14 protein-coding genes are annotated in these 14639 nt (G+C 72.6%); 3 read left to right on the plus strand and 11 right to left on the minus strand.

Translation table 11 applies throughout. The features are described 5' to 3' along the window. Positions 1 to 18: 18 nt before the first annotated feature. Complete coding sequence (locus AB0G14_RS28215; protein ID WP_357702473.1) at positions 19 to 1839, minus strand: DUF2079 domain-containing protein; 1821 nt, start codon at positions 1837 to 1839, stop codon at positions 19 to 21. A gap of 161 nt (positions 1840 to 2000) precedes the next feature. Between AB0G14_RS28215 and AB0G14_RS28220 the strand changes: the two genes are divergently transcribed. Then, entirely contained in the window at positions 2001 to 3194 is a 1194-nt protein-coding gene (locus AB0G14_RS28220; protein ID WP_357702475.1) for a PHB depolymerase family esterase, read from the plus strand. Positions 3195 to 3252: 58 nt separating this feature from the next. On the opposite strand, the gene AB0G14_RS28225 is transcribed toward AB0G14_RS28220, so the two are convergent. From AB0G14_RS28225 to AB0G14_RS28245, 5 genes are all read right to left on the minus strand, one after another. Further along, positions 3253 to 4152, minus strand: a complete 900-nt coding sequence (locus AB0G14_RS28225) for a TIGR01777 family oxidoreductase (protein ID WP_357702477.1) — start codon at positions 4150 to 4152, stop codon at positions 3253 to 3255. 112 nt (positions 4153 to 4264) lie between these two features. After that, positions 4265 to 4840 (minus strand): hypothetical protein, encoded by a 576-nt coding sequence (locus tag AB0G14_RS28230; RefSeq protein ID WP_357702479.1) that lies wholly within the window; start codon positions 4838 to 4840, stop codon positions 4265 to 4267. 71 nt (positions 4841 to 4911) lie between these two features. Further along, the gene (locus tag AB0G14_RS28235) at positions 4912 to 6318 is read right to left on the minus strand and encodes an AAA family ATPase (RefSeq protein ID WP_357702481.1); all 1407 of its coding nucleotides are present in this window, start codon (positions 6316 to 6318) and stop codon (positions 4912 to 4914) included. Positions 6319 to 6355: 37 nt separating this feature from the next. Then, positions 6356 to 6679: a hypothetical protein gene (locus AB0G14_RS28240; protein WP_357702483.1), complete on the minus strand. Its 324-nt coding sequence runs from the start codon at positions 6677 to 6679 to the stop codon at positions 6356 to 6358. Further along, on the minus strand, positions 6652 to 7017 hold the full coding sequence (locus AB0G14_RS28245; RefSeq protein ID WP_357702485.1) for a hypothetical protein: 366 nt from the start codon (positions 7015 to 7017) through the stop codon (positions 6652 to 6654). Before AB0G14_RS28245 ends, AB0G14_RS28240 begins: the two co-directional genes overlap by 28 nt. 319 nt (positions 7018 to 7336) lie before the next feature. On the opposite strand from AB0G14_RS28245, the gene AB0G14_RS28250 reads away from it, so the two are divergent. Continuing rightward, complete coding sequence (locus AB0G14_RS28250) at positions 7337 to 7564, plus strand: winged helix-turn-helix domain-containing protein (RefSeq protein WP_357702487.1); 228 nt, start codon at positions 7337 to 7339, stop codon at positions 7562 to 7564. A 32-nt stretch (positions 7565 to 7596) separates the two neighbouring features. Here the strand turns inward: AB0G14_RS28250 and AB0G14_RS28255 are convergent, their stop codons facing one another. The 5 genes from AB0G14_RS28255 to lpdA all read right to left on the minus strand — a co-directional run bounded on the left by AB0G14_RS28255 (position 7597) and on the right by lpdA (position 14026). Beyond that, on the minus strand, positions 7597 to 8520 hold the full coding sequence (locus tag AB0G14_RS28255; RefSeq protein WP_357702489.1) for a TIGR03621 family F420-dependent LLM class oxidoreductase: 924 nt from the start codon (positions 8518 to 8520) through the stop codon (positions 7597 to 7599). Positions 8521 to 8587: 67 nt separating this feature from the next. Then, positions 8588 to 9070 (minus strand): hemerythrin domain-containing protein, encoded by a 483-nt coding sequence (locus AB0G14_RS28260; protein ID WP_357702491.1) that lies wholly within the window; start codon positions 9068 to 9070, stop codon positions 8588 to 8590. A 136-nt stretch (positions 9071 to 9206) separates the two neighbouring features. Then, the gene (locus AB0G14_RS28265) at positions 9207 to 10538 is read right to left on the minus strand and encodes a low temperature requirement protein A (protein WP_357702493.1); all 1332 of its coding nucleotides are present in this window, start codon (positions 10536 to 10538) and stop codon (positions 9207 to 9209) included. A gap of 191 nt (positions 10539 to 10729) precedes the next feature. Beyond that, entirely contained in the window at positions 10730 to 12529 is a 1800-nt protein-coding gene (gene sucB / locus AB0G14_RS28270; protein ID WP_357702495.1) for a 2-oxoglutarate dehydrogenase, E2 component, dihydrolipoamide succinyltransferase, read from the minus strand. A 66-nt stretch (positions 12530 to 12595) separates the two neighbouring features. After that, on the minus strand, positions 12596 to 14026 hold the full coding sequence (gene lpdA, locus AB0G14_RS28275; protein WP_350707894.1) for a dihydrolipoyl dehydrogenase: 1431 nt from the start codon (positions 14024 to 14026) through the stop codon (positions 12596 to 12598). Between the two features lie 139 nt (positions 14027 to 14165). Between lpdA and AB0G14_RS28280 the strand changes: the two genes are divergently transcribed. Continuing rightward, a complete protein-coding gene (locus tag AB0G14_RS28280; protein WP_357702497.1) occupies positions 14166 to 14495 on the plus strand; it encodes a hypothetical protein in 330 nt (109 codons plus the stop codon). Positions 14496 to 14639: the final 144 nt, after the last annotated feature.

Here is a 14639-nt window from a genome sequence, read left to right on the forward strand (position 1 = left end):
CACGACGTGGACCGGGACTCAGCCCTGCGGGACGCGCCAGAGCCACACGTCGTCCACCCGCTCGGGCGGGCCGAGCAACGCGGTCACGGTGCGGCGGATCGCGTCCTCGTCGACCGGCCACTTCGCCCCGTGCACCTCGTCGGCCAGCACCACCGTCTCGATCCGCCAGTGCCGCAGGTCGGCGCGGGCCTCCTGGATGCTGCCCTCGGTGATGATCGGCACCAGCCCGCTCCGACCGGCCTCGTCGAGCATGGCGCTGAACGGGCGCGGCGGCGGGCCGATCCGGCCCCGGCCGTCCGGGCCGCCCGGGCCGAGGAAGAAGCCGGAGGGGATGGCGAACTCGCCCTGCCGGTGCGCCAGCGCGTACGCCTGCCAGCGCTGCCCGTCGGGATAGACGTCGAGGGTCAGCGGCACGGGGGTCAGCACCCCGCCCGGGGAGACGTACTCGCGCCAGGTGCCGGCGGTGATGAAGCGCGGGATCGGCTCGCGTTCGATGGTCAGCAGCGGGGTCGGCAGCAGCGGCACCAGCGCCACCGCGAACCCCGCCCACCAGGCCAGCCGCACCGGGCGGCGCCGGGGCGGATCGGCCCGCAGCCGGTCGACGGTGTACGCGAGCAGCACCCCGATCACCGGCGCCACCACCAGCGCCAGCCGGGCGGGCAGGGCGGCGTTCATCACCGGCAGGTGCCCGAGCAGGTCGAACGGCATCGGCAGGTCGGCGCGGTGCCCGTCGACCTTGGCCTCGGGGCCGAAGGAGAGCACCGTGAAGACCACGGCGGTCACGCCCAGCGCCCAGAGCGTCGCCCGCCGGCCCGCGTCGGCCCGGCGCCACAGCGCCACGAAGCAGGCGACGACGAGCAGCAGCAGCGGGATCCCGAAGAACGAGTTCTCCTCGGTCGGGTTCGGCGCCAGCCGGGTGCCCAGCCCCACCTCGCCGGCCAGCGAGCGGCGTGGGTACGCCCCGAACGCGACGACGTCCTCGGAGTGGATGACCGCGTCGAAGCCGGTGCCGTGGAAGCGCTGCGGGCCGGCGAAGTGCAGCCAGAGCGGGTACGCCAGCAGCACCCCGGCGACCACGGCGGTCACCCCGAGCCCGCGCAGGAAGGTCGGCAGCACCGCCCGGGCCTCGGCGCGGTGGGCCGGGCGCAGCGCCCAGACGGCGACGAAGACGCCGAGCGCCAGCGCGGTGAAGAAGAGCCCCTCGGCGGCGATGGAGAAGGCGACGGCGACGAGCGCGCCGAGGATCGCGCCGTCGCGCAGCGGGCGCCGGGAGCGGCGCAGGGCGAACGTCCGCCAGACCAGCAGCGGCACCAACCAGCCGGCGGTCCAGTTCAGGTGGGCGTTGGCGTGCGACACCATGCCGGGGGAGAAGCCGATGAACAATCCGCCGATCGCGGCGGCGAGCGGGCTGCGGGCCAGGTGCCGGGAGAACAGCCAGTACCAGGCGAGCGCGGTGGCGGCCAGGTTGAGGGTGAGGATCACCAGGAACGTGGCCGGCGGCCCGATCAGGTACGTCAGGGGGGCGAAGACCACCGCGTACACGGTGATCGAGGTGTTGACCGCGAGGTTCACCCCGTCCGGGACGTTGACCAGGTGGGTGAAGAGCGGGTCGTCGCCGTGGGTCACCGTGTGGCCGCCGAAGGCCAGCAACCACTCGAAGAGCGCCTGGTCGCTGGAGTTGACCGTGATGGCGCGGACGTTCGGGTCCCGCCACAGCCCGCTGGTCACCCAGACGGCGAGCGCCAGCGCGACCAGCGCCACGATCAGGTCGGCCCGGCGGTCGCGGACGACACGGGGCGGCGAGGCCGGCGAGGGCGCCAGGGACGGGGAGGTCGGCACGCAGCGGACGTTACCAACCGGACCTGGACACGCCGGTCAGGACGCACATCCTCCCGACAGCGAATGTGTGACCGTGGCCCATGTCACACCATCGACACATCGACGTAACGTCGCGGCAATTCGCGGGTGACCCAGTTCACAATCCGTCCCAGGAGGCCCCCGTGCGCCGCTCGTCCCTGCTCACCCTGCTCACCCGGCTGACCGGTGCGGTCGCCGGGCTGGTCCTCGCCGCCCCCGCCCAGGCCGCCACCCTCACCCAGGTCACCGGCTTCGGCTCCAACCCCGGCAACCTCGCCATGTACGCGTACCGGCCGGACAACCTGCCGGCCGGAGCGCCGGCGGTCGTGCTGCTGCACGGCTGCACCCAGAACGCCTCCGGCTACTTCGCCAACTCCGGCTGGCGCAAGTACGCCGACCAGTGGAGGTTCGCCCTGATCGTGCCGCAGCAGTCCAGCGCCAACCAGCAGCTGAGCTGCTTCAACTGGTTCGTCGAGCAGGACATCACGCGAGGCTCCGGCGAGGCGCTGTCGATCAAGCAGATGGTCGACTACGCCAGGAACAACTACGGCACCGACCCGGGCCGGGTCTTCGTCAGCGGGCTCTCCGCCGGCGGGGGGATGAGCGCGGTCATGCTCGCCACCTACCCGGACGTCTTCTCCGCCGGCTCCGTCGTCGCCGGCCTGCCGTACCGCTGCTCGCCGCCCGCCACCACCAACGCCTGCCAGTTTCAGGGCGTGAACAAGACCCCGCAGGAGTGGGGCAACCTGGTCCGCGCCGCCCACCCCGGGCACACCGGCCCGCGCCCCCGGGTCGCCATCTGGCACGGCACCTCGGACTCCACCGTCGTGCCGGCCAACGCCACCGAGCTGCGCGACCAGTGGACCAACGTCCGGGGCGTCTCGCAGACCCCGACCAGCACCGCGTCGCTGCCCGCCAACACCAGCCTCGAGGTGTACGGCAACAACGACGTGCGGGTCTACCGGATCGCCGGCATGGGCCACGGCACCCCGGTCGACCCCGGCTCGGCCGCCGACCAGTGCGGCACCACCGCCCCGTACATCCTGGACACCATCTGCTCCGCGTACCACGACGCGGTCTTCTTCGGCCTGGACGGCGGAACCCAGCCCAGCCCGACCGCGACGGCGAGCCCCACGGCCTCCCCGACGGCGAGCCCGACCACCGCGCCGACCTGCGTGACCGCCAGCAACTACGCCCACGTCGGCGCCGGCCGCGCCTACCAGTCCGGCGGCTACGCCTACGCCAACGGCTCGAACCAGCGGATGGGCCTCTACAACACCTTCTACACCAGCACCCTCAAGCAGACCGGCCCCAACCACTGGGTCGTCGGCTGCTGACCCCGCCGCGCCGACCGTGGCCGGACGCCCGCCGGGCGTCCGGCCCGCGTCGTGGACCCTAGTCGCGCAGCGCGGCGCGCAGCGCGCCGGCCAGATCGGGGTGGCGGAACGCGAAGCCGGCCTCGGTGAGCACGCCGGGGAGGACCCGGGTGCTGGTCAGCGCCTCGTGGGCGAAGCCGCCGAGCGCCACCTTCAACGCCAGCGCCGGGATCGGGATGATCGCCGGCCGGCGCAACTGCCGGGCCAGCTCGCGGGTGAAGTCGGCGTTGGTCACCGGGGCCGGCCCGACCACGTTGACCGGCCCGGCGACGTCGTCGCGGGCCAGCAGGAACACCGCGGCGTCCAGCCAGTCGACCAGCGAGATCCACGGCAGCCACTGCCGGCCGCTGCCGAGCCGGCCGGCGATCCCCAGCCGGAACGGCAGCAACTGCGGCTTCAGCAGCCCGCCGTCGCGGTGCAGCGGCAGCCCGGTGCGCAACCGCACCACGCGTACGCCCGCGTCCTCGGCCGGGCGTGTCGCGGCCTCCCAGACCCGGCAGACGTCGGCCAGGAAGCCCTCGCCGGCCGGGGCGTCCTCCTCGACCGTCCGGTCGCCGGTGTTGCCGTACCAGCCGACCGCCGAGGAGTTGAGCAGCACCCTCGGCCGGTCGCCGTCGGGCAGCCCGGCGATGGTGATCGCCAGGGCGGTGGTCGTGTCGACCCGGCTCGACCGGATCACCTGCCGGTACCCGTCGTTCCACCGCCGGTCGCCGACGCCCGCGCCGGCCAGGTTGACCACCGCGTCCGCCTCCGCCACCGTCGCCGGGTCGAGCTGTGCGGCGGACGGGTCCCACTGCCGCTCGTCGGGGGCGCGCGGCGGCCGTCGGACCAGTCGGGTGACCTGGTGCCCGTCCGCCGTGAGCCGGTCGACCAGCCGGGTGCCGAGGAAGCCGGACGCGCCGGCCATGAGGATCCGCATGCTCATATCTTCGGGTACGGACGCCGAGCCGGACGTGTAGAGCCGGTCACCGTCCGGGGGCTGCGGGCCAGCAGCCAGCCGAGCGCGCCCCGGGCGAGCGTACGGCCCTCGGTCAGCTGCCGACCGAGCGCCATCGCTTGACCACGGCGTCGACGTCGGCCACCAGGCAACGCCAGCTGTCCAGGTGGGTGATCGCGCCGGCCGGATCCAGACGTTCGAACAACTGGCGGCGATGCTGGTTGAACCGCTTCGCCACCACATCCCGGCGCCGGCCGGTCACCTCCGCAGCCGCGAGGAGGCAGTCGCGGAGGACTTCCTTGGGGTCGGCGATCGACTCCACCTGGTGCGGCTTCGGCAGGCCCAGACGCACGCGTCCACGTGGATTGCCTGCGACCTGGCGAATCGCGGCCTCGTCGAGAAGAAGCCAGGCCTCGGTCATCCGTACCGGAATGACGGGCACGAGCTCTGCGGGACCGGCCAGCGGCTGCGCTGCGGACTCGATCTCCTGCTGTCGAGCGTGCCGTCCCGCGTTGTCCGCGTCGCGGTGCACCACGATCAGGTCGACCGGACCGCCGGCGAGGGCCAGCCCCGCTCGCACCCGCGATCCCACGTCCTTGGCGACCCTGGGGAGCCGGGAGAAGTCCGGCCTGCTCAGGCTCACCGACACCCCGTGGCACAGGAACAGCAACTCGATGTGCTCCGCCAGTGGCTCGTCCGAGGTGCCCTCGGCTACGAACAAACCGGAGTAGGAGTGGTCTGTCATGGCATCAGGTCCGAGGGAAGGCGGAGGCGGGCTTCCGGCGGCTCGGCGAGATAGGCGACGATGTCCGCCTCGGAGAAGGTGGGACTCCCGAAGACGGCTCGCCACGACTTCCGGTAGGGCAGAAGGGACAGTGCCCGCGTCGTCCCCCCACCGGGTGCCGGTCGTGGCCTTACGTTGGCCAACAGCAGATCGGCGGGATCGCAGAGCTGCACCACCCCGGGGGAGTGGGTGTTGACGATGACCTGTCGGAAGGGGTTGTTGTCGCCGGGCGGCTCGGTGGGATCGACAGCGAGGTCCCGTACGAGCTGGACCACGCCGGGCAGGTTCGCGGGATGGATCCCGTTCTCCGGCTCCTCCATGCACACGAGGCCACCGAACTCCGAGTCTTCGAGCAGCACGCACAGCGCCAGGAACCGCAGCGTTCCCTCGGACAACGCCCGGGCCGGAAGTCGGAGGCCGCCGCGCTCCTGGAGGAACAGGGTGAAGGTCTGACGCGCCTCGTCGAACTCGACGTCCAACGCCTCGACGGCGACGCCGCCAAGGTCAGAGAGCCGGCCCGCCACCGTGGCGTAGACCCGCTCAGGATCGCCGGACCAGTCCGGCGCGTGCGCCACCCGGTAGAGCGTGCTGGGCAGGTGCCGGCCGTCCGGGGCGAGTGACTCGGGGCCGGTCTCGTCGTCGGGGGTACGAAGCGCGGACGGTTCCAGCGCCAAACGGCGCCAACGCCGCATCTCGTTCCGCGCGGCGAGGACCGTCGGGTTGTCGGCCGTGACGGTCGTGCTCAACACCGTTCGCGCGGCCCGGCCGGCCGGCCGGGACTTCTCCACCCGGTTGTCGTCGGCGTGGACGTTGATCAGAGCGTCCTGCACACCCTTGCGATCGGTGGACAGGAAGACCCGGTCTCCACCGTGATCCCGGATGACCGAGCCGAGAAAGGCCGGGCTCGCGGGGAACGCGATCCGACCCGACGGGTCCTCGATCTGTCGCAGGTCTTCGCGGAGCAGGTGAAGCCGCCCACTGCCGTGCTCGCCGCGCGACGGTCCGTAGCCGAGGGTCACCTCGTAACGCAGATACGTGGCCGCGGGCCGGGCTCGTTCGCCGAGTTCATCCTCGACCTCGGCCGGCACGATCATCTCCGCCGCGAGCGTGAGTCGATGTCCCGTTCGACGGTAGCCGTCCCAGAAGAGGTCACGGGGGTCACCACCGCGCGCACCGGCCGTCCCGCGTACCCGTTGCGCGGCTTCGGTCAGTGAGTGGGTCGCCAGGTAGGAGAGGAACTCGATCGCGTCGAAGACGTTCGACTTTCCCATTCCGTTCGTGCCGGCAATGCAGGTGAAAGGGCCGAAGTCGACACTCACGTCGAGGAGGTTCTTGAACCCCTGCACCTCCAGCCGCGTCAGCATGGAAAGAGCTTAGCCATGCGGGGGTCAGCCACCTACGTCACGACGTGGCCGGGCGCGGCGGCGCTCCGGGACGGGTGGTCGGACGATCGCTGGGCAGGGCCCAGCCGAGGAAGCGGTCGAAGAGTTGGATCGGATCGGGGCCGTCGTGCGGGTTGAGCGTGTGCAGGTGACCGGCCGCGTCGTGCAGCAGGCCGCCGAGGTGGATCAGCAGCGCGATCCGGTCGTGGGCGTACTCCCGCAGCAGGGTGAGTCGCGCGGGGCCGCAGGGCCACGGCGCGCCGCATCCCCGGCAGAGCCAGAGCGGGCGCAGCGGCAGGTGCGGTCCGGCGGTCGTCACCAGCGACCGCCGTTGGCCCGCCATGTCTGCGCGGGCGTCAACCGGCCCACCCGCCCGACCTGAGGGTTCGCCCGGGTCGCCTCGTCCCACCACCGGGTGTTGCGCGGCGGGGTGGGCGGCTCGGTCGGCACGGACAGGTGCCGGTCGGGGCACGCGCGCCAGCGCAGGCCGCACGAGCACCAGCGCCGCCAGCCTCGCCATGTCCGCCGGTGCCGAGGCGCGAGCGGGACGGGCTGCCCGTTCCGCCGCCGACTCGCCGCCATGTCAGCGCCGCCGATCCGGTACGCGGACCAGCCGCCTGCCGCGCGCCACCAACTCGTCCACTTCTCCATAGCGTCCACCGGCTGGTCGATTACGGGCACGGCTCTCCTTCGGGGATCCGATGCGGCGCCGAGGCGGGCGGGGGCAGCCGTTGCGCGGGCGGCTGGAGCCCGGCACCCGCCCCGGGCCTGCTGGCGGTGCCTGCCGCCGTGCGGCGGGCAGGGTGTGGCACCCGGCCGACCTCGGGGGATTGGGCCGGCCGGGCGCGTTTCACGGAACGACCAGCTCCGGGTTTGCAGACCTGGGAACCAGTCAACGAGAGCTTTGCACGACATGTTGTACAAAGCAAGGCTCAGCTTGTCCTTACTTGTCGTGCCAAGTTGTTCATGGTCGAATGGCGGTGCAGACCTGGGAGTGTGAATGCCCGCCAAGCCGAAATGGGCGCAGCTCGCCGACCACATCCGTGCCCGGATCGAGTCAGGCGAGTGGGCGCCGGGAGACAAGCTGCCGTCCACCGCGCAGCTCAAGGAAGAGCACGGTGTGTCGCAGACGGTCGTGCGTCAGGCGATCCTCGTGCTCCAGATGCAGGGGCTCGTGGAGGGAGTGCACGGCGTCGGCGTGTTCGTCGCCGAGCACCCGACGACCTGACCTCGCCTCACCCGTACCCGAAAGTCGGTGGCTCAGCCGGCGGCGGCCAGGCGGGCCAGCACCGGCGTGAGCGGGTCGAGGGCGTCGGCGCGGACGACGAACCGGGTGACGCCCCAGCGGTGCCGGTGGGCGGCGACCGCCGCGACGATCTCGTCCTCGGTGCCGGCCAGCACGAACGGCGTGGCCAGCAGCTCGGCGGCGGTCAGGCCGGTCTGCTCGGCGAACTGGGCGGTGGCGGCCTCGGCGTCGTCGGTGACGGCGACGAGCTGCACGAGCGCCTCCAGCGCCGGCGGCTCGGCCCGCCCGGCCGCCCCGGCAGCGACGCAGGCCAACTGTGCCTCGATGTCCGCCTCGCGCCAGCGCACCTCGTGCATGTAGCCGTCGGGCAGGGTGCGCCCCAGGCCGGCCAGCCCGACGATGTCGGCGTGCGCGCCGGCCCAGCGCAGCATCGCCGAGTTCGCCGTGCCGAGGGTGAGCGGGACACGCCGCTGCACCGGTCGCGGCGTCTCCAGCCGCGCGGCCCGCACGACCAGGTCGGGGGAGTCGACGGTGACCTCCTCGCCGTCGAGCAGGGCGCGGACGGCCTCGGCGACGGCCAGGCAGCGGCGCACCCGACCGGCGACGTCGGGGCGCTCCCGCCCGACCGCGTGCCACTCGGCGGGGGTGTGGCCGGCGCCTAGGCCGAGCCGGGCCCGGCCGCCGGAGAGCAGGTCGAGGGTGGCCACGTCCGACGCGAGCAGCATGGGCTCCCGGATCCCGGCGTTGGAGACGTACGAGCCCAGCTTGATCGTCGAGGTCACCGCCGCCGCGGCGGCCAGGGCGACGAACGGCGACGTCGTCTTGCCGGGGTGGTCGGCGGTGGACAGGGTCTCGAAACCAGCCGCCTCGGCCCGCCGGGCCAGGTCCAGCCAGCCCGGGCCGTCGGACGGGGTCGCCTGGAGGGAGAAGATCGCCATACGCCCACCCTGCCGGCCCCGGCGCCGGCAGGCCAACCCGACGCCGACAATTCTGCTACCGGCAGACCTACTCGGGGTCGGGCGGCGGGACGGGGACCCCGAGGAGCCCTTCGGTGGTGCCGTCGGTCAGCGCGTTGAGCGCGTCGACCAGCTTCTTCTCCTCGTAGACGAAGTGCGATTCGAGCAGCGCGGCGAGGGTGTCCAGCTCGGCCCTCATTTCGGCCGGCGGCGCTGCGGCGTCGGCCAGCTCCTCGACCCGGTGCAGGATCCCGGCCACCACGTGGTGGTCGGCTTCCAGCTCGCGCAGCACCGGGGCCAGCTCGGGGACCCGGTCGGCCAGCACCCGGAACGCCCCGGCGTCCTCGCCGGTGTGGTGCCGGGTCAGCGCCGCGCAGAAGGCCAGGCAGTGGGTCCGCAGGTCCCGGGGCCGTACGCCGGGCTCGCCCAGCCCGTCGCGGATGCGGGTGAGCTCCTCGCGGAGCCAGAGGTGGATCTCGATCAGTTGGTTGCCGAAGGCCCGCAGGCGCTCGTCCGGCGTGGATGGATGCACGTGTGTCCCATGCTGTCCCGCGCCTCCATGCCCTCGGCGGTCTCCTTGCCGGGTGCACCGCGACGCTGCCGGCCAGCCTAGACGAAGGCCCTCCCGGCGGGGGCGCCGGTGACGACCGACGACAGTCCGAGGGGCGTCAGGTCGACGGCTCGTTTGAGGTGGGCTCGCGCCAGCGGGCCCGCCAGGCGGCCTCGTACGCCTCGTGGCTGGACTTCTCCTCGAAGACCCTCTCGCGCAGCGCGCGGCGTTCCTTCGCCTTGACCACCACCTCCACCCCCACCAGCCCGACGCAGATGGTGGTGAGCAGGGCGAGGGTGGCCAGCCCCGGTAGCATCAGGCCCACCGGGATGGCGGCGGCGAGCAGCAGCACCGCGCCGACCCTGGTCCAGTAGACGGTGCGCAGGGTGCGCGCCTGGAACAGCATGTTCGCGGAGAGGTAGCAGATCACCCCGCCGAACAGCAGCGGGACGCCCGGCCCGTGCGTCGGCTCGGCGTACGGCACATGGGGGTCGGCGATGTCGCGCACGACCTCTTCCGCGCCGAGGGCGAACAGGATGATCCCGGCGATCATCGGCAGGTGGAGATAGGCGTACGCGTCCCGGGCCATCGCCACCCGGGTTCGGCCCTCGGCCGTGTGCAGGGCGATCCGGGCGGCCGGGCCGACCACGTCGTAGTGCGCCCACCACAGCGCGGCGGTGAAGAATATGCCGAGCACCGCCGCCGCCACCGCGGGCCAGGTCGGGGGCTGACCGATCAGGTTGCTGCCGACGCCGACCGAGATGACCGACTCGCCCAGCGCGATGATCAGGATGAGGTCGTACCGCTCGGTCCAGTGCTCGGCGGAGGTCACCGTCCAGCCCCAGGCGCCGGCCACCAGGCCCATGCCGTACTGGAGCAGGACGACGCTGATCCAGAGCCCGTCCCGCACCAGTACGGCCCGGCCCGGGTCGTCGATCTGCGGCGGGATCAGCGCGGCGGCCGTGAGCAGCAGGGTGCTGATCGTCAGCTCGGGGGAGTACTTCAGCAGCAGCCGACGCTCGCCGGGCTTCTCCCGCGCGATGTGCCAGTACAGCAACAGGTGTACGCCGCGGATCACCACGTAGCTCAACGCGACCACCGTCGGCCCGGCGGCCACGTCCTCCGTGTCGCCGAACGCCTGCGGCAGGGACAGCGCGAAGCAGAACAGCGCGGCCATGCCGACGACCATCAGCAGCGGCACGAAGCCCTCGCCCAGCCGGACCCGGGTGGCCACCACGCAGTGCACCACCCAGCACCACCAGAGCACGGCGAGCACCAGCAGGGCGTGCAGCAGCTGACGGCCGGAGATGTTGGCGGCGGTCGTCCGGGTGATGATGAAGAACGAGAAGACGAAGACCAGGTCGAAGAAGACCTCGAACCGGTCGACCCGGGCGCCGGGGGCGATCGAGACGGCGGGGCCCAACCGCTCGCGCCACCGGAAGCCGCCCACCAACCCACTCTCGCAGCGCCCCGTCCGTGCCGCGCCGGAATCGGGCCACGGCGGGCCCCGGGGTCGGCAGGGCGGGCGACGCGCCGGGCGTGGTGGGCTGGCGGGGCGGCGGCGTGCAGGTCCGAGCCGGATCGACAACGACGAGGGCGCCCCGGTCCGTGACCGGGGCGCCCGCTGTGCGTCGTGCGGGACTACAGACCCAGCTCGGCCTCGAAGTTGCCGGCCTCCAGCCGCTCCTTGACCGCGACCAGGAAGCGGGCGGCGTCCGCGCCGTCGATCAGCCGGTGGTCGTACGACAGGGCCAGGTAGACCATCGACCGGACGGCGACGACCTCGCCCAGCTCCGGGTCGTTGACCACGACCGGGCGCTTGACCACGGCACCCGTGCCGAGCATCGCCGACTGCGGCGACGGCACGATCGGGGTGTCGAAGAGCGCGCCCCGGCTGCCGGTGTTGGTCAGCGTGAAGGTCGCGCCCGCGATCTCGTCCGGGCTGATCTTGTTGGTGCGGGTGCGCTCGGCCAGGTCGGCGATCCGCTTGGCGATGCCACCCAGGTTCAGGTCGCCGGCGCCGTGGATGACCGGGACCATCAGGCCGCGCTCCGTGTCCACCGCGATGCCGAGGTGCTCGGCGTCGGGGTAGGTGATCGTGCCCGCCTCCAGGTCCATGCTGGCGTTGACGATCGGGTAGGTCTGCAACGCCTCCACGGCCGCCAGGGCGAAGAACGGCAGGAACGACAGCTTCACGCCGTGCCGCTGCTGGAACGCGTCCTTGGCGCGGGCCCGCAGCTTGGCGATCCTGGTGACGTCCACCTCGACCACGGTGGTGAGCTGCGCCATCTCGTGCAGCGACTGCTGCATCCGCTTGGCGATGGTGGCGCGGATCCGGGGCAGCTTCTCGGTGGTGCCGCGCTTCGCGCTCGGCTGCGGCCGGGCGGCCGGCTTGGCTGCCGGTGCCGCCGCGGCGGCGGGCTGCGGCGCCGGGGCCGGGGCGGCCTTGGCCGCCTTGGCCTTCTCCGCCGCGTCCAGCACGTCCTGCTTGCGGATCCGACCGCCGACGCCGGTGCCGTTGACCGAGGCCAGGTCGACGCCGTGCTCGCTGGCGAGCTTGCGCACCAGCGGGGTCACGTAGCCGGCCGCCTCCTCGCCGCCCTGGACGGGCGCCGCCGGGCGCTGCGGGGTCGGGGCCGCCGGCACCGCCTTCTGCTCGGCCTGCGCCGGCCGCGCCGAGATCTCGGCCTCCGCCGCCGGCTCGTTGTACGACAGGCCCGGGGTCGGCTCCTCGACCTTGGGCTCCGGCTTGGCCTCGGGCTTCGGCTCGGCCTTGGGCTCCGGCTTCGGCTCGGGCTTGGCCTCCGCCGGGGCCGCGCCGGCGGCACCGATCACGGCCAGGTCCGCGCCGACCGCGGCGGTCTCGTCCTCGGCGACCTTGATCTCCAGGACGGTGCCGGCGACCGGCGACGGGATCTCGGTGTCGACCTTGTCGGTGGAGACCTCCAGCAGCGGCTCGTCCACCTCGACGGTCTCGCCGACCTGCTTGAGCCAGCGGGTGACCGTACCCTCGGTGACGCTCTCGCCGAGGGCCGGCATCTTGACCGGGGTGCCCCCGCCCGACGGCGCCGGGGCGGCCTGCGCCCGCGGCTCCTCGACGGCCGGCTGCTCCGCCTCGGCCTGCGGCTCCGCGGCGGCCTCGGCGGCCTCCTCGGCCGGCTCCTCCTGCTGCGGGGCGGCCTCGCCACCGCCGGGGGCCTCGCCCTCACCGGCGATCACGGCCAGCTCGCTGCCGACCTCGGCGGTCTCGTCCTCGCCGACCACGATCCGGCTCAGCACGCCCGCCGCCGGGGACGGGATCTCGGTGTCGACCTTGTCGGTCGACACCTCGAGCAGGGGCTCGTCGACCTCGACGGTGTCGCCCTCCTGCTTGAGCCAGCGCGTGACGGTGCCCTCGGTGACGCTCTCGCCGAGCCGGGGCATGGTGACCGATACCGGCATCTTCTAAGACTCCTTCATTCCCCTGGTGGGATCATCGCCCGTCGCCGGACGCCGCGGTTGTCGTGGTCAGGCGTGTGCGTGCAGCGGCTTGCCGGCGAGCGCCAGGTGCGCCTCGCCCAGGGCCTCGTTCTGCGTCGGGTGGGCGTGCACGAGCTGCGCCACCTCGGCCGGGTACGCCTCCCAGTTGTAGATGAGCTGCGCCTCGCCGACCATCTCGCCGACCCGGGCGCCGACCATGTGCACGCCGACGACGGGGCCGTCCTCCACCCGGACGAGCTTGACGAAGCCGGCCGTCTTGAGGATCTGGCTCTTGCCGTTGCCGCCCAGGTTGTAGTTGTAGCTCTTCACCTTGTCGGCGCCGTACTGCTCCTTGGCCTTCGCCTCGGTCAGGCCGACCGACGCCAGCTCGGGGTCGGAGTAGGTGACCCGCGGGATGCCGGCCTCGTCGATCACGGCCGGGTTCTGGCCGGCGATCTCCTCGGCGACGAAGATGCCCTGCTGGAAGCCGCGGTGGGCGAGCTGGAGGCCGGGCACGATGTCGCCGACCGCGTAGACGTTCGGCACGCTGGTGCGCAGCCGCTCGTCGGTCAGCACGTAGCCGCGGTCCATCTTGACGCCCTGCTCCTCGTAGCCGAGGCCGGCCGTGTTCGGGCCACGGCCGACGGCGACCAGCAGCAGCTCCGCCTCGACGGTCTCGCCGCCGGCGATGGTCACCTTGACGCCGCTGTCGGTCTTCTCGACCTTCTCGAACGGCTTGCCGACCTTGAAGTTGATCTTCCGCTTGCGGAAGGCCCGCTCCAGCGCCTTCGACGACTCCTCGTCCTCGGCGGCGACCAGCCGGGGGAGCGCCTCGATGATCGTGACGTCGACCCCGAAGGACTTCCAGACGCTGGCGAACTCGACGCCGATCACGCCGCCGCCGAGCACGATCGCGGAGGACGGCACCCGGTCCAGGACCAGCGCGTGGTCGCTCGTGATGACCCGCTCGCCGTCGACCTCCAGGCCCGGCAGGCTCTTCGCGTACGAGCCGGAGGCCAGCACGACGTTGCGGCCGGTGTAGCGCTTGCCGTCGACCTCGACGACGTTGCTGCCGACCAGCTTGCCGTGACCCTCGACGATGGTGATCGCCTTGTTGCCCTTGAGCATGCCCTGCAGGCCCTTGTACAGGCGGGAGACCACGCCGTCCTTGTACGAGTTGACCGCGGCCATGTCGATCCCGACCAGCTCGGCCTTCACGCCGAACTGCTCCGACTCGCGGGTCTGGTCGGCGATCTCGGCGGCGTGCAGCAGCGCCTTGGTCGGGATGCAGCCGTTGTGCAGGCAGGTCCCGCCGAGCTTGCCCTTCTCGACCAGCGCGACCGTCAGGCCCAGCTGGACGGCGCGCAGGGCGGTCGCGTAGCCGCCGCTGCCACCTCCGAGGATGACGATGTCGAAGGTTGCGTCATTCGGCTCGCTCACGTCCAACTCCCAGGTCGCGTCACTGCTTCGGGGGGTCACGGCGGGGGCCACGGACACACCCCACCTCGGTCATCTTGTCACCACCGGGCACAGGCCGCGTAGTGAGGTGCCCAACGACACGTCCGAGACACGTACGCTGGGCACTGCCTTCGATGACGGAGCTTGGGGGAGACGGCCGGTGGGACTGTTCCGACGACGCAAGAAGGCGCGCGCCGTGAGCCTGGACCGCGCCGCCGACCGCGCCGATCTGGACCATCTGGAGAACTTCGTCCGGAGTCGGCGCGGGGTCGAGGCGTACATCGAGCCCCGCACGACCGTGACCGAGACCACCGTCATGCTGATCGCCGACGACGGCGAGTGGACCCGCCGCCGCATCGACGGCCCGGACGGCGCCCGCCGCTTCGCGTACCGGATGGGCATCCCCGTCTACGACGTCCGGCTGATGGGCTACCCGCAGCGGATGCGGGACTACAACGAGCGCCGCAAGCGCCGCCCCGAGCTGTTCTGACCCGGCGGCCCCACCGCCACGTGTAAGGAAGGGCCCCTTGTTAACGCATTGCGCTCGGGTTCTAGGGATCGTTGCAACGCCTGACGTGATCAGGGGTTGCAGTGTTCGAGATCCGTGGGGATCGCAGGCCGCAGGGTCCGAAGA

Source organism: Micromonospora sp. NPDC023814, from assembly GCF_040639595.1.
In the GTDB taxonomy this organism is placed as follows: Bacteria; Actinomycetota; Actinomycetes; order Mycobacteriales; family Micromonosporaceae; genus Micromonospora.